The 18832-nt window shown below is 73.3% G+C and carries 13 protein-coding genes; 5 read left to right on the plus strand and 8 right to left on the minus strand.

The annotated features are described in order from the left end of the window. Positions 1-70 precede the first annotated feature (70 nt). Both LOK46_RS08600 and treZ read right to left on the minus strand, forming a co-directional pair. Complete coding sequence (locus tag LOK46_RS08600) at positions 71-4972, minus strand: malto-oligosyltrehalose synthase (protein ID WP_273563383.1); 4902 nt, start codon at positions 4970-4972, stop codon at positions 71-73. Further along, complete coding sequence (treZ, locus tag LOK46_RS08605) at positions 4969-6774, minus strand: malto-oligosyltrehalose trehalohydrolase (protein WP_273563384.1); 1806 nt, start codon at positions 6772-6774, stop codon at positions 4969-4971. Before treZ ends, LOK46_RS08600 begins: the two co-directional genes overlap by 4 nt. A 297-nt stretch (positions 6775-7071) precedes the next feature. Between treZ and LOK46_RS08610 the strand changes: the two genes are divergently transcribed. Then, positions 7072-7941: a hypothetical protein gene (locus LOK46_RS08610; protein WP_273564567.1), complete on the plus strand. Its 870-nt coding sequence runs from the start codon at positions 7072-7074 to the stop codon at positions 7939-7941. Between the two features lie 90 nt (positions 7942-8031). Here LOK46_RS08610 and LOK46_RS08615 read toward each other — a convergent pair whose 3' ends face one another. Both LOK46_RS08615 and LOK46_RS08620 read right to left on the minus strand, forming a co-directional pair. After that, positions 8032-8307, minus strand: coding sequence for a YiaA/YiaB family inner membrane protein (locus LOK46_RS08615; protein WP_273563385.1), 276 nt, complete (start codon positions 8305-8307; stop codon positions 8032-8034). 48 nt (positions 8308-8355) lie between these two features. Next, positions 8356-9030, minus strand: coding sequence for a PspA/IM30 family protein (locus tag LOK46_RS08620; protein ID WP_273563386.1), 675 nt, complete (start codon positions 9028-9030; stop codon positions 8356-8358). A gap of 106 nt (positions 9031-9136) precedes the next feature. Here LOK46_RS08620 and LOK46_RS08625 point away from each other — a divergent pair, with 106 nt between their 5' ends. Then, positions 9137-9763 carry a TetR/AcrR family transcriptional regulator gene (locus tag LOK46_RS08625; RefSeq protein ID WP_273563387.1) on the plus strand — a complete coding sequence of 209 codons (627 nt, stop codon included), beginning with the start codon at positions 9137-9139 and terminating at the stop codon, positions 9761-9763. A gap of 60 nt (positions 9764-9823) precedes the next feature. Here the strand turns inward: LOK46_RS08625 and LOK46_RS08630 are convergent, their stop codons facing one another. Then, positions 9824-11500, minus strand: coding sequence for a methyl-accepting chemotaxis protein (locus LOK46_RS08630; protein WP_273563388.1), 1677 nt, complete (start codon positions 11498-11500; stop codon positions 9824-9826). 173 nt (positions 11501-11673) lie between these two features. Between LOK46_RS08630 and LOK46_RS08635 the strand changes: the two genes are divergently transcribed. After that, positions 11674-12714: an ABC transporter substrate-binding protein gene (locus LOK46_RS08635; protein ID WP_273563389.1), complete on the plus strand. Its 1041-nt coding sequence runs from the start codon at positions 11674-11676 to the stop codon at positions 12712-12714. A gap of 12 nt (positions 12715-12726) precedes the next feature. On the opposite strand, the gene LOK46_RS08640 is transcribed toward LOK46_RS08635, so the two are convergent. Next, the gene (locus LOK46_RS08640) at positions 12727-14325 is read right to left on the minus strand and encodes a DHA2 family efflux MFS transporter permease subunit (protein WP_273563390.1); all 1599 of its coding nucleotides are present in this window, start codon (positions 14323-14325) and stop codon (positions 12727-12729) included. Between the two features lie 11 nt (positions 14326-14336). Further along, positions 14337-15572: an HlyD family secretion protein gene (locus LOK46_RS08645; protein WP_273563391.1), complete on the minus strand. Its 1236-nt coding sequence runs from the start codon at positions 15570-15572 to the stop codon at positions 14337-14339. A gap of 78 nt (positions 15573-15650) precedes the next feature. Between LOK46_RS08645 and LOK46_RS08650 the strand changes: the two genes are divergently transcribed. Together LOK46_RS08650 and LOK46_RS08655 are read left to right on the plus strand one after the other, a co-directional pair. Beyond that, complete coding sequence (locus tag LOK46_RS08650; RefSeq protein ID WP_091926397.1) at positions 15651-16325, plus strand: TetR/AcrR family transcriptional regulator; 675 nt, start codon at positions 15651-15653, stop codon at positions 16323-16325. A gap of 254 nt (positions 16326-16579) precedes the next feature. Further along, a complete protein-coding gene (locus LOK46_RS08655; protein WP_273563392.1) occupies positions 16580-17290 on the plus strand; it encodes a DUF1013 domain-containing protein in 711 nt (236 codons plus the stop codon). 151 nt (positions 17291-17441) lie between these two features. On the opposite strand, the gene LOK46_RS08660 is transcribed toward LOK46_RS08655, so the two are convergent. Further along, positions 17442-18791, minus strand: coding sequence for an MFS transporter (locus LOK46_RS08660; RefSeq protein WP_273563393.1), 1350 nt, complete (start codon positions 18789-18791; stop codon positions 17442-17444). Positions 18792-18832 lie beyond the last annotated feature (41 nt).

Genomic DNA, 18832 nt, shown 5'->3' on the forward strand with positions numbered 1-18832 from the left:
CCAGCAGCGCCACGCTGATCCAGGTCGCGCTGCCCTGGGTCGCCCCTCGCCGCTCGCGACGACGGCGCAGTCACGAGTCCCGCCGCAGCACCGCGTAGGGCAGGTCGCGCAGGAGGGTCCCGAGATCGGCCCCCTCCCCCTCGACCACCCGCCCCGAGGCGAGGTCCCGCCAGCGGGTGCCGGCGCCGAGGTCGACCCGGGTGCCCGCGAAGGCCTCGCCCGACCATCCCGCCTCGCCGACCAGGCCCGCGAAGAGGCGCGGCACCGCCACGAACAGGTCGCCGCCCTCCTGGACGGGATCGGTCCGCCGGTAGGCGATCACGTGGTCGGCCCGGGCGCCGGTGGCCGCGACGGGCTCGTAGGCGGCGATGGCGTAGAAGTCCGGGCGCTCGGCCCGCTCGGCGAGCAGCCGCGTGAGCGTCGCCTGCTTGACCCGCCCGTCCGGCCAGTGGCCCAGCAGCTCCGCCGGCGCCCCGCCCTCCCCCAGCATCCGCTCCAGGGCCGGGTAGTCCACCGGGCGGCGGTTGTCGGGATCGACGAAGGAGAAGTCCCAGATCTCCGTGCCCTGGTAGGTGTCGGGCAGGCCCGGCAGCGTGCATTTCAGGACCGTCCGGCCGAGGCTCGCCAGTATGCCGAGATGGGCGAGCCGCCGGGCGAAGGGCCGGAGCGCGTCCAGGAACTCCGAGCCCGGGGCGATCAGCGCCGTGAACAGCCGCTTGACCGCGCCCTCGTAGACCTCGTCGACGTTGACCCAGCTCGACCGGCGCTTGCCCTCGCGCATGGCCTTCTCGCCGTAGGCGATCAGCCGGTCGCGGAAATCCGCGATCGCCCCGGCCTCGTCCCGCTCCAGCAGCTCCAGGGGCCAGGCGCCCAGGATCGCCTGGAAGAACATCCACTGGTCGTTGGCGTCGGGGGCCGGCTCGCCGTCGATCCGGGCGAGGTGCGGGCCGGCTTTCCGCTGCCACAGGTCCCAGGCCTTGGCCCATTCCTCGGGGATCTCCGAGAGGGCGAGCAGCCGGGTGCGGGCGTCCTCCCCGCGCTTGGTGTCGTGGGTCGCGGTGGTGATCATGGCGCTCGGCCAGTCGCGGGCGCGGGCGGTCTGCAGGTCGTGGAAGTGCTCCGCGTCGATCCCGTACTCGCCCGGATCGCCGCCGACCTCGTTGAGGCCCAGCAGGCACGCGTAGCGGTAGAACAGCGTGTCCTCCAGGCTCTTGGCCATGACCGGGCCGGTGAGCTGCTGGAACCGGCGGCGGAAGCGCAGGACCACCCGCGGGTCCGGCCGGCCCGGCCCCGCCGTCTCGACCCGCCCGAGCAGGACGTCGGCGGCGAAGTCGTGGACCGAGCGGTCCGGCAGGCTCGACCAGCGCTTGGCCTTGGCGACGGCGCCCTCGATCAGGCGGACATCCTCGGGCTCGACCTCGCCCTCCTCCAGATCCGACGGCAGGTAGCTCCGGTAGGTCGGGAAGCGTGCGATGATCTCGATCAGCGCCCGGCGCAGGGCGTTGACGGTGAAGTCGCGGGTGCGCCGGTCGGCGTCGGCGACCTCCTTCAGGTCGGTGGTCAGCACCTCCAGCTCGCTCGCGAAGCTGATCTCCAGGATCTCGGCCTTGGCGGCGCGGAGCTGGAAGCCGTAGGGCTCGTCGAAGCCCGTGGCCCAGGTGTAGAGCCGCTCGACCTTCCCGCGCCGACCCTTGTCGACGAGAATGCCGTCGAGCTGGTTGAGCACGTCGTAGCCCGTGGTCCCGGCCACCGGCCAGGGCCGCAGCCGCTCGCCCGGCTCCAGGATCTTCTCGACCACCACGTAGAAGCCGGGGCCGACGGCCGCCTGGAGCGCCCGCGCGTAGCCCAGCGGGTCGGCGAGGCCGTCGATGTGGTCGATGCGCAGCCCGTCGATCCGGCCCTCGCGGACGTGCCGGAACACGGTCTCGTGCGAGCGGTGGAAGATGTCCGACAGCTCGACCCGCAGGCCGGCGAGCGAGTTCACGTCGAAGAAGCGGCGGTAGTTGATGTCGCTCGACGCCACCCGCCAGTGGGCCAGCCGGTAGGCCTGGGCCTCCAGCAGCCGGTGCAGCGGCCCGAAGCTGTCCGGGCGGCCCTTGAAGCCGTTGAGCAGCGCCAGCGTGCTGGCGGTCGCCTCCTGGATCAGCGGCGACACGCCGTAGATCTCGGCGAGCCGGCGCTTCAGGCCCTCGGCCTCCTCGGGGAAGCTCTTCCTGCGGGTCTCGTCGGTGTCGATCGCCATGGCCCGCAGCCGCTCGGAGATGGCGAGCAGCTCCGCGGTGGTGTCGTCGTCCACCGCCCCGATCGCGGCGATCACCCGGTTGAGGATGGTCGGGTAGCTCAAGGGGCGGATCGGCAGCTGGTGCTCGTAGTGCCAGACGCTGAAGGCGCCCTTCTCGGGGTCGAATTTCAGCTCCAGCGTGCCCTTCTCCAGGGCCTCGCCGTAGCGGTCGCCGAGGAACGGGATCACGAGGTTGCGCCCGGCCCCGAGCCGCTGCCAGTCGATGTCGAAGGCGTCGGCGAAGGGCGACAGGGAGCCCCACTCGAGCACCGACAGCCACCACGGATTGTCGGCGCCGCCGACGCCCATGTGGTTCGGGACGATGTCGAGCAGCAGCTTCATCCCGTGGGCGTGGAGCGTCTCGGAGAGCGCGATGAAGCCCGCCTCGCCGCCGAGCTCCGGGTTGATCGCGCCGTGGTCGACGATGTCGTAGCCGTGGGTCGAGCCGGGCCGCGCCTTCTGGAGCGGCGAGGCGTAGACGTGGCTGATCCCGAGCCGGTGCAGGTACGGGATGATCCGGCCCGCATCCGCGAAGGTGAAGTCCTTGTGGAACTGCAGCCGGTAGGTCGCGCGCGGCGGCGGCGCGGCGAGCCGCGCGGCGCCCGAGCGCGGGCCCCGCGCCTCGGCCGAGAGGGACGCGGCGAGCTTCGCCAGTGGCCCGCCGGGGGCGGCGATGTCCACGAGGTCCCGGTCGAGCTTGCGCCGCCAGTTGGGGTAGCCCTCGGTCGAGCCCGGCACGTTGGCCTGGGCGAGTTCCGAGACCACGTCCTCGTACTGGACGGCGGTGAGCATCGAGGGCGCGCGGGCGAGGTAGCGGGCGGCGGCCTCGAAGGGCGCGGCGTCCGGGGGCTCGGCGGAGGGCAGCAGCTGCTCGGCCGCCAGCGCCTCGGCGAGGCGGCGGCGCTCCACCACCCGCTCGCCCCGCTCGGCCTCGGCCCGCTCCTGGTCGTAGAGGCCGAGCGACTGGCGGGTGTCGGTGTCGACCCCGCGCCACCAGCCGACGAAGGTCGGCAGGTCGTGGGTCGTGATGGCGGTGAGCGCGTCGCGCGGGTAGGCGGAGGGCGGCTTGAACCGTCCGTCGGCCTCGCGCTCGAAGGCGAGGATCCGGTAGCTGAGCACCCCGGCCCGCATCAGCGCGTCGGAGAAGCCCTCGGGCGCGGTGCCGAGGTCTTCCGCGATGACGAGGCACTTGTTGCGGTGGCTCTCCAGCCGCAGCACCGCCAGCATCGGCTCGAACGGCATGGCCACGTAGGCGCCGGCCTGGGCGCCGGCGCCGAGCGGGATCAGGAACAGGCGGGCGAGCTGGAAGGCGTGGTCGATCCGGATCGCGCCGGCGTGGCGCATGTTGGCCTGGACCAGGGCCCGGAAGGCCGCGAGCCCGTCGCGCTCCATCGCCAGCGGGTCGAAGGCCGGCAGGCCCCAGTTCTGGCCCTTCGGGGCCAGCAGGTCCGGCGGCGCGCCGATCGACACCCTGTCGGCGAAGCGCTCGGGATGCGACCAGATCTCGGACCCGCCCCGGTCGGCGCCGACCGCGAGGTCGCGGTAGAGGCCGACCCGCATGCCCGCCCCGAGCGCCGCCGCGGAGGCCTCGGCGAGCTGCCGGTCGGCGAGGTACTGCAGCCACGCGTGGTAGCCGACGCGCTCGGCGTTCTCCGCCGCGAAGGCCCGCACCGCGTCCGTGCCGGCCCGGCGATACGCCTCCGGCCAGTCGCCCAGCCAGTGGGCCCCCTGCCCCCGGAAATGCTCGGACAGCGCCTCGAACAGGGCGTGCGCTTCGAGATCCTCGCCGCCCTCCTGGCGGAACTGCTCGAAGCCCGCGTCGGTGCCGGCCCGGGCCGGCGAGTCCGCCCAGAGCGCCCGGAGCACCGGGTCGAGCACGTCGTGGACGCCCTGGTGGTCGACGAGGGCCGCCTCGCGCAGCGCCGTGATCGCGTCTTCCCGCTCGGCGAGCAGCGCCTCGGCCCGGGATCCGGCGAGCCCCGGCAGGCTGCGCGGGGCGATGAACAGGGTCTCCAGGAACAGGCGCGAGGAGGGCGAGTAGGGCGAGATCTTGGTCCGGTCGGAGCCGAACAGGGCGTGGACCGGGCTCAAGCCCAGGAACGCCGCCCCGCGCAGGGCCGCCTCGCGGGCGGCCTCGCCGGCATCCGCGTAGGTGCCGATGCCGATATTGGTGGCCGAGCGCAGGCCGTAGAGCTGGGCGGCCATGCCCCAGTCGGAGGCCCCCTCCTCCGTGTAGGGGCGCGGGCGCCAGCAGCGCTGGGGCGCGGCGATCACCCAGGCCTCGGTGCGGGTCTGCCCGGCCTGGACGGTCAGGCGGTGGTAGCCCGGCGTCAGCGGCGGCAGCTCGAAGCCGGGCTCGGACCCGTGCGGGTTCGCCCGCCCCTCCCGCGCCGTGCCGCGCTCGTCGACGAGGCGCCAGACCAGGGTGTGGGGCGCGCCGTCCTGCGGGCGCACCGGCACCCGGGCCGCCCGGCGGGCCTCGACGGGCAGCAGCGGCGGGATCAGGCCGCGGCGCAGGCGCTCGACTTCCGCCAGGCTCCCGGCGATCGCCGCCGCGTCGTCCACCGCGAAGCCGAGCGCCGCGAGCAGGCCGCGGCGCACCTCCAGCGGCGTCTCGACGGGCTTGCCGAAGGCGTCGGTGTAGCCGGCGGCGACGCCGACGAGGTCGGCGAGCTGTTCCAGGGCGCTCACGAGCGGGCCTCCGTCAGGAACACGCCCGTCCAGGACGGCAGGTCGCGTCCGGCGCCGTCCGGGGCGTTGGTCCAGACCACGCGGGCGCCGCCCGGATCCAGCGCGAAGGGGGCGTCGCCGACATTGGCGACGAAGCGCAGGGTGCCGGCGCCGAAGCGCCACGTGCAGTCGACCACATCGGCCCGCGGCAGGGTGGCGGCGGCGCCCTCGTAGCCGGACTTCGCCAGCGGCACGACCACGTCGCGGCGCAGGTCGAGGAGCCGCGTCGTCTCGGCCAGCACCTCGCGGTGGGGCGAACGTTCCCGCTCGGACCAGTCGAGCTTGGACGCCGCGAAGGTCTCGGCCTCGGTCGGATCGGGGATCTTGGAGGTGTCGTCCGCGAACGCCGCGAAGCTCTTGAACTCCCGGCGGCGGCCGTCGCGCACCGCCTTGTTCAGGTCCTCGTCCGGCGCGAAGTCGACGAAGAACAGGAACGGCGCCGAGGCCGACCATTCCTCGCCCATCCAGAGCATCGGGATCTGCGGCGCCAGCAGGAGCCCGGCCCGCGCGAGGTCGAGTTTCTCGGGATCGGCCAGATGGTTGAGCCGCTCGCCGAGCGCCCGGTTGCCGACCTGATCGTGGTTCTGGAGGAAGGTCACGAAGGCCGAGGGCGGCAGGTGCCCGGAGGGCTCGCCGCGCGGGTGGTTGTCGAGCGTCGGGAACGGCTCGCCCTGATACGCGAAACCCTCCGCGAGGCAGCGGGCGAGGTGGGCGACCGGTTTGTCGGCAAAGCTTTTATAGTAGCCGGCGTCCTCGCCCGTCAGCAGGACGTGCCAGCAATGGTGCAGGTCGTCGGCCCACTGGGCGTCGTGCATCTTCGGGCGCCCGGCGGCGTCCCGCTCCAGCCAGCGGGCCTGGTTGGCCTCGTTCTCCAGCATCAGGTGGATCTGGCGGTCGGGGAAGGTCCTCCGGACCGTCTCGCCGAGCTCGGCCAGGAAGTGGCGGGGCGAATCGTCGAGGATGGCGTGGACGGCGTCGAAGCGCAGGCCGTCGAAGCGGTACTCCTCCAGCCAGTACAGGGCGTTCTGGATGAAGAACTGCCGCACCGTGGCGCCGCTCTCCTTGCCGTCGAAGTTGATGCCCGCGCCCCACGGCGTCTGGTGGCGCTCGGTGAAGAACGTCTTGGCGTAGGCGTGGAGGTAGTTCCCGGCCGGGCCGAAGTGGTTGTAGACCGCGTCGAGATAGACCATCAGGCCGAGCCCGTGGGCGGCGTCGACCAGGCGCTTGAGGTCGTCCGGGCGGCCGTAGGCGCCGTCCGGCGCGTAGGGCTGGACGCCGTCGTAGCCCCAGTTGCGCGAGCCCTTGAAGTCGGCGAGCGGCAGCAGCTCGATGGCGGTGACGCCGAGCGCCTTGAGGTCGGGCAGCCGGGCCTGCAGGCCGGCATAGGTGCCCTCCGGCGTCGCGGTGCCGACGTGGCACTCGTAGATCACCGCCTCCGCGAAGGGCCGCCCGGTCCAGCCCGCGTCGGACCACTCGAAGCTCCGCGGGTCGATCACCTCGCTCAAGCCCGAGACGTCGTCCGGCTGGAAGCGCGAGGCGGGATCGGGGGCGACGAGGTCGCCGTCGATGCGGAAGCCGTAGCGGGCGCCGGGCTTCACGCCGGGCAGGGCGGTGCGCCGCCAGCCGCCGCCGGATTCGGGCAGCGGGTGGTCGATGCCGTCGACGACGAGGTCGACGCTCCGGGCGGTGGGCGCCCAGAGGGCGAAGCGGACGCCGCCCCCGACCATCTCGGCCCCGAATTCCATGCTGTGGGCGCGCCGCATCGGGCCACCGTCCTCGTCATTGGCCGCGCGCACCGGGACGCAAGCGCGGCAGGATCATCTGTCGTGGGAGAAGGCCCCGGGCCCGATCCGGTTCCCGCAGCGCAGCTATGGCGGGCGCGAGGTGTGGCAATGGGGGGACGGTGGGGTGACGGCGGGGTGAGGGGGAGGGCGACGGCGCGGGGCAGCGGCAGGAACGACGGGCCGCGTGCGGCCGCGCGGAAACTTAGCCGCAGTTCCGTCCGCGCGGGGCGGCCCTATCTTGCCCGGCCGGCACTCTCGTCGGTCTGGGAGCGGACACTGGGTCGGACGCACATCATCGGCATCCACGGGCTCGCCAACAAGCCGCCCCGGGACGAGAAGGCCGCCTGGTGGCGCGCCGCGATCCGCGAGGGGCTCGACCGCAATCTCGGGCTCCGGGTGGCGGAGGCCGACCTGCCCTTCACCTTCGTCTACTGGGCGGACCTGCGCTACCCGCAGCCGCTCGCGGGCGACCGCAACCGCGAGCCCTACCGCCCCGACAACGGCCTCGGGCCGTTCCCCTCCCCGGCGGGGGAGCCGGAGCGCGCCGAGCCGACCCTCACCGACCGGATCTACCGCGGCCTGTCGCACCTGCAGGAGGCCGCCGGGCTGACGCCGGTGGACGACCTGATCCTGGAATACCGGCTCGACGACCTCTGGGGCTACTACGAGGACGCGGCGTTCCGGGCGGCGGCGCGGGCGCGCCTGCGCGACGCCCTGGCGGCGGCCGCGGCGGACCGCGTGCTGATCGCCGCGCACTCGATGGGCGGCCTGATCGCCCACGACGTGCTGCGCGCCGCCGAGGCGGACGGGACGCCGATGCCGCGCTGCGACCTCGTCACCCTCGGCGCCCCCCTCGGGCTCGCCGAGCTGAAACTGAAGCTCGCCGACGAGCACGGCGACCTCCGGGTGCCGGCGGCGCTCGCCGCCTGGACCAACCTGATGGACCGCCAGGACATCGCCACGGTGGGCGACGACCTCGCGGCCCTCTACGCGCCGAACGCCGCCGGCGTGCGGGTGCGGGACGTGCCGGTGATCAACGCCTACCGGAGGCCGGACGGCGCCGAGAACCGGCACAAATCCTACGGCTACCTGCGGACCCCCGAATTCGCCCGGGTCGTGGCCGGGTTCCTGGACGCCGCGGCCTGAGGGCTCCGGGGAGCGGGTCGCGCTCCGTCGCGCGCCGCCTCCCCCGCCCCGGGTCGCGCGCCGCCCGGGGCGGTGCCGGGCCTGCCGGCGTCAGAGCCGGCCCGGCACCGCCTCGCGCAGGACGCGCTCGGTGGCGGCGTCCTCGATCTTGTTGATCAGCCGCCTCGCCTCGTGCTCGTCGCGCAGGGTCTTGGCCAGGGTGAAGGTCGTGCCCGTGAGGAACAGCGACGCCATGGCGAGGTAGCCCTTGATCCAGATGTCGGCGGGCAGGAAGAAGATGCCGAACGTCAGCATGGCGGCGGCGGCGGCGAAGCTGACCAGCGTGAAGGTCTTCCAGGCGCCGGTATGGGGCATCTGCGGTGTCATGGTGCGGTCTCCTGAGGAATGATCGAAGGGGAAGCGGTGCGGCGCCGGTCAGGCGCCGGCCCTGAGGCGGTCGAGCACGGCCCGCGGGTCCGTGCGGGGGCGGCCGTAGCCCGCCGCCTCGAGATCGGCCTCGATCCCGCCCGCGGCCTCGGCCTCGAGCTCGGTCAGCGCGGCGGCGACGTCCGCCTCGGCCGCCTGCCGCTCGCGCAGGCGCGCCAGCGTCCGCTCGGCCTCCCCCAGCGCCCCCGCCGACAGGGTCGTGACCCGGCGGCCCTCCAGGCCGGCCCGCCGCAGCGCCTCGGTTGTGCGGGCGGTCTGGAGCCCGCGGTCGAGGTCCCGCAGCCGCTCGCCGCCCTGCGCGACCAAGCGCTTCAGCCGCTCGACCTCCGCGGCGAAGCGCTCGGCGGCGGCCCGGCGGTCGGCCCGCTCGTCCTCCAGGGCGGCGATGTGGATCGCCGCCTCGGTCCCGAGATCCTCGCGCCCGTCGGCCAGTGCCCGACGCGCCCCGTCCGACAGGGTGTCGATGCGGGTGCCGATGGCGTCGAGGGCGCGCGCCTCGGCGGCGTGGTAGGCCACGGCGACGGCGAGTTCCCGCCGGGCGGTCGCCAGGGCGCCGGCGGCGTCCCGGATCTGCTGGCGCAGGGTCGTCACGGCATGGGCGTCGTGGATCGCCTGGGCGTTGTCGGCGATCACGCCGCGCATCAGGAAGGAGAGGGTCCTCATCACGGTTCACCTCGCGGGAACGACGGGCCGGACCGCGTCCGGATTTGATTGAACGTCGTTCATTAAACAGATAAAACACGGGACGCGCCGGGCCGCAAGGGATAAAATGAACGAGGTTCAGAAAAAAGTGAGGGGGCGGCCGCGGAAGGAGCCCGGCGATCGGGAGGCCGATCGCCGGGCCCTGATCGAGGCCGCGGTGGCGATCCTGAACGCGGGCGGCGCGGCGGCGCTGACCGCCCGCGGCGTCGCGGAGCGGGCCGGCACGGCGGTCGGCTCGGTCTACACGCAGTTCGACAGCCTGGAAGTGCTGCGGCTGGAGGCGAACGCCGTCACCATGCGCCGGCTCCGGGACACCCTCGCGGGGGCGCTGGCGGCCTGTCCGTCGCGGGACACGGAGGCGCGGCTCCTGTGCCTGGCCGACGCGTACCTCGCCTTCGCGGGCGCGCACCACGCCGCCTGGGCGGCGATCTTCGAGCGCCGCACGGTGCCGGCGCCGGACTCGGTGCAGGCCGACATCGCGGCCCTGTTCGGGATCCTGGAAGGGGTGCTGCGCGACGGCGGCCGCCTCGCCGAGGCGGCGATCCCCGTGATGGCGCGGGCGCTGTGGTCCAGCGTCCACGGCATGACCTACCTCGCCGATCTCGGCAGCCTCGGCCCCCTCGGGGTGGACGACGTGCGGCCGATGATCGACGCCCTGGTGCGGGCAGCGGTGCGGGGCTTCTCCGCGGGCTGAGCGCCGCCCTGCCCGCTCGCGGGTCCCGCCCTCACGGCCGCCCTCAGGCCGCCCCCTCACTCAGGCCGCCTGGACCTCCGCCAGGAACGCCTTGACGGCGTGGTCGAGCTCGTCCGAGCCGCGGGTGAGGTCGCGGGCGGCCGCCAGCACCTGCTCGGAGGCGCTGCCGGTCTCGTCGGCGCCGCGGCGGAGGTCGACGACGTTCTCGGACACGCCCTGCGCCCCGGTGGCGGCGCTCGCCACGCCGCGGACGATCTCCTGGATGGCGGCGTTCTGCTCCTCCATGGCGGCCGCGACCCCGACCGCGATGCTGCGCATCTCCTCGATGGTCTGGCCGACCGCGCCGATCGCCGCGACCGCGTCCCGGGTCTCGCCCTGGATCCGGCCGATCTGGCCGGAGATCTCCTCGGTCGCCCGGGCGGTCTGCTCGGCGAGCGCCTTCACCTCGGAGGCCACGACCGCGAAGCCGCGCCCGGCGGTGCCGGCGCGGGCCGCCTCGATGGTGGCGTTGAGCGCCAGCAGGTTGGTCTGGCCGGCGATCGACGCGATCAGCCCGACCACGTCGCCGATCTTCTCGGTGCCGGCGGCCAGCGCCCGCACGGTCGCCTCGCCCTGGCGGGTGCTGACGGCGGCCTGCCCGGCGATCTCCGAGGCGCGCTGCACCTGCCCGGCGATCTCCTGGACCGAGGCCGACATCTCCTCGGTGGCGGCCGCGGCGGTCTGGACGTCGGCGGAGGTGCCGGCCGCCTGCGCGGCCACCGCGCCGGTGCGCTCGGTGGTGTGGGCGGCCGTGACGGTCAGCGTCCGCGCCGTCGCCTCGAGGTCGGCGGCCGCCGTCGCGAGGCCGCGGCTCAGGGCGCCGGCCCGGGTCTCGAAGGACCGGGTCAGCCGGTCGAGGGCGGCGGCCCGCCGGGCATCCCCGTCGGCGCTGGCGGCGGCGCGGGCGTCGGACTCGGCCTTGGCGATCAGCGCGTCCTTGAACACCTGCACGGCGCCCGCCATGGCGCCGATCTCGTCCCGGCGCTCCCGCGCCGGCACCGGGACGGCGGTCTCGCCGGCCGCGAGGCGGTGCATGGCGCCGTTCAGCGCGCGCAGCGGCCGCGTCAGCCGCCGGCCGATCAGCGCCGCGAGCAGGCCGATCAGCGCCACCACCACGAGCATGCCGGCCGCTGCCTTCCAGGCCGCGTCCCGCAGGATCGCCGCGGTGTCGTCGGCGTAGATGCCGGTGCCGATCACCCAGCCCCAGGGGGCGAAGCCGCGCACGTAGGAGAGCTTCGGCACGGGGGCGTCGGCGCCGGGCTTCGGCCAGTAATAGTCGACGAAGCCCTGGCCCTGCCGCTTCACCGTCTCGACGAAGTCGACGAACAGGTGCTTGCCGGTGGGGTCCTGCACGGCGGCGAGATCCTTGCCCTCCAGCTCGGGCTTGATCGGGTGGGCGACCATGCGGGGCTGCATGTCGTTGACCCAGAAGTACTCCCTGTCGTCGTAGCGCAGGGCCTTGAGGGCCCGGATCGCGGCCCCTTGCGCGTCGGCCCGGGACAGGCGCCCGGCCCGCTCCTCGCCCTCGAAATAGGCCGCGACCCCGTAGGCGACGTCCGTGAGGTTCCGCGTCTTGGCCATCCGGTCCTGCTCGACCTGGGATTTCAGGCTGACGAGGCCGATGCCCGAGACCGCGACGATGCCGACCAGCGCGGTGGCCGTGATGGTGTGGAGCTTCGCTCCGAGCCCGATCTTCACCCACGCCCCCGCGATGATTTCAAGAAGATGATTTCAACGTGCGGTATTTTGCAGCTTCTGCGTTAGCGGAGCGTGAAGACGGCCTTGCGCGCGCCGGTCCGAGCCTGTCCACTCCCCGTCCAACGAAAGCCCGGCGCCGCTCAGGATCGTGCCGGGCCACAGGGAGAAGCGTCATGGTGCGTACGTCGCGGACGGGCTCGCTGCTGCCGGGCCGCCGCCGGCTCCTGCGGGCGGGATCGATCCTGCTGCTGGCCGGGCTGGCGCTGGCCACCCCCGCCCGGGCCGACGATGCCAAGGTCCGGATCAGCCGGCAGCCGGGCTTCGTCTACCTGCCCGCCGTGCTCGCCGAGCAGCACAAGCTGATCGAGAAGCACGCCAGGGCCGCGGGCCTCGGGGACGTCACGGTGGAGTGGGTCAACCTGACGAGCGGCGCGGCCGGCAACGACGCGCTGCTCTCGGGCAACATCGACATCGTCGACAGCGGCTCGACCAACATGCTGCTGCTCAACGACCGCACCAAGGGCGACGTGAAGGGCCTGTGCGGGGTCGGCACCACGCCGATGATGCTGCTCACCCGCAATCCGGACGTGAAGGAACTCAAGGACTTCTCGTCCAAGGACAAGATCGCCCTGCCCTCCGTGAAGGTCTCGTCCCAGGCGGTGCTGCTCCAGATCGCCGCCAAGAAGGCGTTCGGGCCCGAGAACGCCACCAAGCTCGACCCGCTCACCGTCCAGCTCGGCCATCCCGACGCCGTGGCGGCGCTCGCGAGCCCGCACAACGAGGTCAACAGCCACTTCTCGCTGCCGCCGTTCCAGCAGCGCGAGCTGCAGGACCCGGCGATCCACAAGGTGCTCAATTCCTACGAGCTGGTCGGCGAGCCGGTGAGCAACGCGATCTTCTACGCCCGGACCGGCTGGTACAACCGCAACCCGAAGCTCGCCGCCGCCATCGTGGCCGCCATCGACGAGGCCAATGCCGAGATCGCCCGGGATCCGCTCAAGGCCGCCAAGGACTACGTGGCGGCCACCAACGAGAAGACGCCCCCCGAGACCCTGGTCGAGATCATGAAGGAGCCCGGGACGAACTTCTCTACCACGCCCTACGGCATCATGCTCCAGGCCCGGCACTTCTACGCGATGAAGACCATCAAGACCGAGCCCAAGGACTGGAAGGACACGTTCTTCCCGATCGTCCACAATCTGCCGGGGCGGTAGGACCCCGGCCGCTCAGTGCGCCTCCACGGGCCCGGCGGCGCGCTGCGGCTTCTTGAGGATCGCCACCACGGCGAGGCTCGCCACGAGGCTCACCCCCACCAGCCAGAACCCGTCCGCGTAGGCCATCACGTAGGCCTCGCGGCGGACCTGGGCGGCGAGCTGGCCCAGCGCGACGCCCTTGGCGGCCAGCGGGTCGGCGATGCGGGCGTGCATCCCGGCGGCGAGCGCCGCGAGCCGGTCCTGGGTGCGGGTGGCGTTGACGGTGATCGCCTCGGCCAGCATCGAGAAATGGAAGTGCTCCCGCCGGTCGATCATGGTCGACAGCATGGCGATGCCGATCGAGCCGCCGAGGTTGCGCATCATGTTCGACAGGGCGGAGGCGTCCGCGGTGTCGCGCGGGGCGAGGCCGACGGTGGAGAGCTGCGAGAGCGGGATGGTGAAGAGCGGCTGGCCGATGGCCCGCATCAGCTGCGGCAGGATCAGCTGGTCGGCGCCGACATCGTGGGTCAGGCCGACGTTGATCCAGCAGCTCGCGATGAAGAACAGCGTGCCGGTGACCACCAGCACCCGGGCGTCGAAGGTCCGCATCAGCAGCGGCATCATCGGGAAGAGGACGAGCTGCGGCAGGCCCGACCACATCACCACGTAGCCGATCTGCTGGGCGTTGTAGCCCTGGATCTGCGCGCAGTAGACCGGGATGATGTAGATCGACCCGAACGAGACCGCGCCCAGCACGGTCATCAGCACGCAGGCGCCGCCGACCGAGCGGTTGGCCAGGACACGCAGGTTGATGAACGGGCGCTCGGTCGTGAGCTCGCGGACGATGAAGCCGGTGATGCCGGCCGCCGCCAGCAGCGACATGTTCACGATGACCTGCGAGCCGAACCAGTCCTTGCGCTGGCCCTCCTCCAGCACGTAGGTCAGGGCCGGCAGGCCGGTCGCCATCAGGCCGATGCCGATCCAGTCGCCCTTGAGCAACTCGCCCCAGCGCGCCGGCACGCTGTCGAAGGCGCCGAGCTGGATCGCCGCCGCCACGGGCCCGAAGATCAGGTTCAGGTAGAAGATGTAGTGCCACGACAGGTTGTCGGTGAGCCAGCCGCCGACCGTCGGGCCGATCGCGGGCGCGAAGGTCGCGGTCAGCCCGAACAGCGCGATTCCGATGGGCTGCTGCGCCTTCGAGAGCCGGGTGCGCACGATCACGATGGCGGTGGGGATCAGCACGCCGCCGGTGAAGCCTTGGCCGGCCCGGAACAGGATCATCTGGCCCAAGGTCGTCGACAGCGCGCAGGCCAGCGAGAAGGCGGTGAACAGCATGGTGTTCACCGCGAGGTAGCGGCGCAGGCCGATCACCGAGGACAGCCAGCCGGTGAGCGGGATCACGATGATCTCGGCCATCAGGTAGGCGGTGGAGATCCAGCTCCCCTCCTCGGTGGAGGCGCCGAGCGCCCCCTGGATGTCGGCGAGCGACGCGTTGGTGATCTGGATGTCGAGGATCGCCGTGAAGGCGCCGAGGATCGCCCCGAACACGGCGAGCCAGTCCCGGGCACTCGCCTTCGCCTCGGGCACGGCCACGGCCACGGCCGGCACGGGGCTGGTCGGGGCCGGACTCATCGGGGCCGGACTCATCGGGGCAGGGCCTCGCTGACAAGGGCCGGAGCGGGCCTCGGCCGGGCGGGCCGCACCGGCTCCACCGGGTCGGCGGTGTGGACCGTGGCCTCCACCGACAGGCCCGGGCGCAGGCGGCCGATGAGCGGGTCCGACGGGTCGAGGGCGACGCGCACCGGCACCCGCTGCACCACCTTGGTGAAGTTGCCGGTGGCGTTCTCGGGGGGCAGCAGCGCGAACTGCGAGCCGGTGCCCGGGGAGAAGCTCTCGATCCGGCCCCGGAACGCGTGGTCGCCGAAGGCGTCGACCGTGAAGGTGACGCGCTGGCCCTCGACCATGCGGCCGGTCTGGGTCTCCTTGAAGTTCGCCACGAGGTAGATGTCGCGGCCCATCGGCACGAGGGTCAGGAGCCCGGTGCCGGCCGAGACGACCTGCCCGATCCGCAGCGCCCGGTCGCCGGCCACGCCGTCGATCGGCGCCAGGATGGTGGTGTAGCTCAGGTCGAGCCTCACCCCCTCGACCTTGGCCTGCGCGCCTTCCAGGCTCGCGCGGGTGCTGGCCTCGAGCGCCTTCAGGCTGTCGATCTGCTTCTGCGCGGCGTCCAGGGAGGCGGCGGCCTTGTCGCGGGCGGCGTGGCGCTGGCGCAGGTCGGAATCCGCCTGCTGCTGGCGCTGCACCGTGCCGGACCCGGTCTGCAGCAGGTTCTGGTAGCGGGTGTATTCCTGCTGCGCGAAGGTGAGGGCGGCCTCGGCGTTGGCGAGGTCGGCCCGCGACGAGGCGACCTGCGCCCGCTGCTGGACGATCGCCGAGGCGACGCCCAGGATCTGCGCCCTGTCCTTCTCGACCTCGGCCTCGGCCTGCTTGAGCTGGACCCGGTAGGACCGGTCGTCGAGGCGGGCGATGACGTCCCCGGCCTTCACCGGCTGATTGTCGCCGACCAGCACCGCCGCGACGGTGCCGGCGATGCGCGGCGCCACCGTGACCTTGTCGGACTGGAGATAGGCGTCGTCCGTCACCTCGAGGAAGCGCCCGACACTCCACCAGTGCCAGCCGTAGGTCCCGGCCCCGCCCAGCGCGAGCAGGCCGAGGAGGGGCAGCACGATCCGCGCGCGGCGGCGCGGCGCCGGGGCGGAGACGGTGGCCGGGACCGGCGCGGGGACCGGGGGCGTGACAGCCGCGGTGGCCGGGGCGGTGACCGGCGCAGCCGCGACCGGGTCGGCGCTCTTGAAGCTGTCGCTGCGACGTGCGTCCATCGGGTCTGGCCAGAATCAAAACGGTACGGTATCGTTTTAATAGGACGATTGGCGGTGGTGAGCAAGGAGGATCGCGGGGTGACGGTCACGGAGATCGAGCGGGCGGAGGCGGGCCCGCGGCGCGGCGGCCGGCCGACCCGCGCGGAGGCGGCCCGGCGCGAGGCGCACCTGATCGCCGTCGCCACGACCCTGTTCCTGGAGCGCGGCTTCGACGCCACCTCCATCGACGCGGTGGCCGAGGCCGCCGGCATGAGCAAGCCGACGGTCTACGCGCGCTACCGCGACAAGCGGGCCCTGTTCGAGGCGGTCCTGCGCGAGCGGATCGCCGCGTGGCTGGCGCCGCTCTCCGCCGCGGCCGAGGCCCAGGCCGCGCAGGGCGGGAGCGACGACGTCGAGACCGCCCTGGAGGATCTCAGCCGCACCCTGCTGGCCCACGGGCAGTCGCCGGGCGCGGCGATGCTCAAGCGCAACCTCGTGGCCCAGGCGCTGCAGTTCCCCGAGCTCGCCCGCCTCGCCCACGAGGAGGGCTGGCTGCGCGGCGTTCGCGCCGTGGCGCAGCTGCTCGACGCCTTCGCGCGGCGCGGGCGGATCGCCGTGGCGGATCCCGAGATCGCGGCCGACCTGTTCCTCAGCCTCGTCCTCGGCCGGTCGTCCCAGGCGACCCTCTACGGCATCGCCACCGACCCGGAAGCGCAGGAGCGGCGGCGGCAGGCGGCGGTGCGGCTGTTCCTCGACGGGGTGCGCCCGCGCTGAGGGCGGCCGGGGCCGAAGCGGTGCTGTCCGGTCCGGACCCCGCGACGGCCGGGTGCGACCCCGGTGATCCCGGCCGCCGGTGAATCGGCGCGCCGGGCCCCGAACGGGCCCAACCCGCGATTGCGCCCCTCCCCGCCCGGGCCTATAGTGCGTCATCCCCATTCGACAGCGTGAGACGGGACATCCGGATCTGTCATCCGGAGCCCGCGGCCCGATGCCCGGCCCCCGTCCCGCCAGGCCGGAGCACGAGAAGCATGTCCCAGGGTCCGCTGATGCCCAAGGCGACCGCCGTCTGGCTGGTCGAGAACACCTCCCTCGCCTTCGAGCAGATCGCCGATTTCTGCAAGCTCCACCCGCTGGAGGTGAAGGGCATCGCCGACGGCGAGGTCGCGGCCGGCATCAAGGGGCTCGACCCGGTCTCCACCGGCCAGCTCACCCGCGACGAGATCGAGAAGGCCCAGAAGGCCCCGCACTACAAGCTCAAGCCCGCCGTCTCGAAGGTGAAGCTGCCGGAGGTGAAGCGCACCACCAAGGGTCCGCGCTACACCCCCCTCTCCCGCCGCCAGGACCGGCCGAACGCCATCCTGTGGCTGCTGCGCAATCACCCGGAGCTGAAGGATTCGCAGATCATCCGGCTCGTGGGCACCACCAAGTCGACGATCCAGCAGATCCGCGAGCGCACCCACTGGAACTCGGGCTCGCTCCAGCCGATGGACCCGGTGACGCTGGGCCTGACCACCCAGATCAACCTCGACTTCGAGGTCCAGCGCGCGGCGGCCGACCGCCCGGCCGCGGTGGCGGCCGAGTCCGGCGCGTCGCTGCTGCCGGCCGAGGTCTCCACGGCCCGCGACGCCGACGAGCGGGAGCACGAGGACGATCACGGCGGCCGCGAGGAGCGACTCGACGCCGATTCGGTCTTCGCCAAGCTCAAGGGCCGGCACCAGGACGAGGACGACGAGGACTAGGAACCGGCCGGCGCCGGCCCGGCCGAAGGCAGGGCGGGCGCCCCGGACGGCCCGTGCAGGACGCGGCCCCCGGCTCCCTCGGAGCCGGGGGCCGCTCCGCGTCGGGTCGGATCTTAGGGGTGCCCGCCGGCGGGGCGGAGGCCGGGCCGGCCTATTCCGGCAGCGGCCGGCCCCGGGTCTCCGGCATGAACCACGGCACGACGAGGCCGATCACGTAGACGCTGGACAGGGTCAGCGCCGCCGCGGCGACGCCCCCGAAGGCGGTCACGATCTGCCCGGCCAGGATCGGGAAGATCCAGGCGATCAGCCGCGCGCCGTTGAAGACCGCGCTCGACGCCGTCGCCCGGACCGCCGGGGTGAACAGCTCCGCGAGGTAGATCGCCATCCACGAGAAGGCGAAGCCCAGGGTGAAGAACCCGTTCAGGAAGGCGAGCGCCATGAACGGCACCAGCCCGCCGGTCCAGAGATAGCAGGCGAGCGACGTGGCGATGCAGCCGGCATAGGTCACGAGCAGGAAGGCGCGGCGCCCGATCGCGTCGGCCACGAAGCCCGAGATCACGTAGGCGGTGATCGCCCCGATGTTGTAGACGATGCCCATGCGCGGGCCCCAGACATTGGCCGGCGCGCCCGCGGCCTTGGCGAGCCCCTCCGTGTAGGCCGGCAGCCAGGACGAGACCGCCCACCAGCCCACCGTGGTGGCGAAGGACAGGAGCGTGGCGAGCAGGACCCGCCGCCGGCTCTCGGGCTCGCGGAAGATCTCCGTCAGGGAGAACGGGCGCCGCGCGCTCCGCGGCGCGCGGTGCGCGTCCTCCGCGGTGGCCGCCCAGCGCTGCGCCTTGAGCGCCCGCATCCACTGCTCGGATTCCTCCAGCGCCCGGCGCAGGTACAGGCACACGAAGGCCGGCAGCGCGCCCAGCGCGAACAGGATCCGCCAGGATTCCGCGCCCAGCGGCTCGGTGGCGGCGAGCACGGCCCACACGATGGCGGCGAGCACCGCGCCGCCGCCGAAGCCCGATTGCAGGAAGCCGCAGCCCTTCGGCCGCGCCCGGTTCGGCCAGGTCTCGGCCACGAGGGCGATGCCGGTGGACCATTCCGAGCCGATGGCGAGCCCGGTGATGAAGCGCAGCAGCGCGAGCTGCGCGAAGCTCTCCGCGAAGGCGGTGAGCCCCGTGAACAGCGCGTAGCCCAGGATCGACACCATCATCATGCGCTTGCGGCCGATATAGTCGGCCGCGATCCCGCCCATCAGGCCTCCGATCCCCCAGCCGAGCAGGGTGATGCCGATGGCGAGACCCACGTAGAAGGCCGGCGCCTGGGCCTGCTCGGGGGTGAGGATCGAGGCCAGCGCCGGGCGCAGGGCGTAGACCAGCGCCACCGCCTCGTAGCCGTCGAAGATCCAGCCGAGATAGCTGCCCCACAGGATCCGCCAGTGGCGCCGGGTCAGACCCGCGTGCCACGGAGCGCCGGCCGTCCCGCGCATGCCCACGTCGCCCGCGTCCATCGCCCGTTCCTCCCGCCCGGGGCACGTCGGCGGCGCCCGCC

It is taken from the genome of Methylobacterium sp. NMS14P (assembly GCF_028583545.1).
Classification (GTDB): domain Bacteria; phylum Pseudomonadota; class Alphaproteobacteria; order Rhizobiales; family Beijerinckiaceae; genus Methylobacterium.

Bases quoted from the DNA above. Each gene is read 5' to 3' on its own strand.
- LOK46_RS08645 (WP_273563391.1), bottom strand. From the start codon at position 15,572: ATGGACGCACGTCGCAGCGACAGCTTCAAGAGCGCCGACCCGGTCGCG.
- LOK46_RS08615 (WP_273563385.1), bottom strand. From the start codon at position 8,307: ATGACACCGCAGATGCCCCATACCGGCGCCTGGAAGACCTTCACGCTG.
- LOK46_RS08635 (WP_273563389.1), top strand. From the start codon at position 11,674: ATGGTGCGTACGTCGCGGACGGGCTCGCTGCTGCCGGGCCGCCGCCGG.
- LOK46_RS08625 (WP_273563387.1), top strand. From the start codon at position 9,137: ATGAACGAGGTTCAGAAAAAAGTGAGGGGGCGGCCGCGGAAGGAGCCC.
- LOK46_RS08620 (WP_273563386.1), bottom strand. From the start codon at position 9,030: ATGAGGACCCTCTCCTTCCTGATGCGCGGCGTGATCGCCGACAACGCC.
- LOK46_RS08660 (WP_273563393.1), bottom strand. From the start codon at position 18,791: ATGGACGCGGGCGACGTGGGCATGCGCGGGACGGCCGGCGCTCCGTGG.
- treZ (WP_273563384.1), bottom strand. From the start codon at position 6,774: ATGCGGCGCGCCCACAGCATGGAATTCGGGGCCGAGATGGTCGGGGGC.
- LOK46_RS08655 (WP_273563392.1), top strand. From the start codon at position 16,580: ATGTCCCAGGGTCCGCTGATGCCCAAGGCGACCGCCGTCTGGCTGGTC.
- LOK46_RS08640 (WP_273563390.1), bottom strand. From the start codon at position 14,325: ATGAGTCCGGCCCCGACCAGCCCCGTGCCGGCCGTGGCCGTGGCCGTG.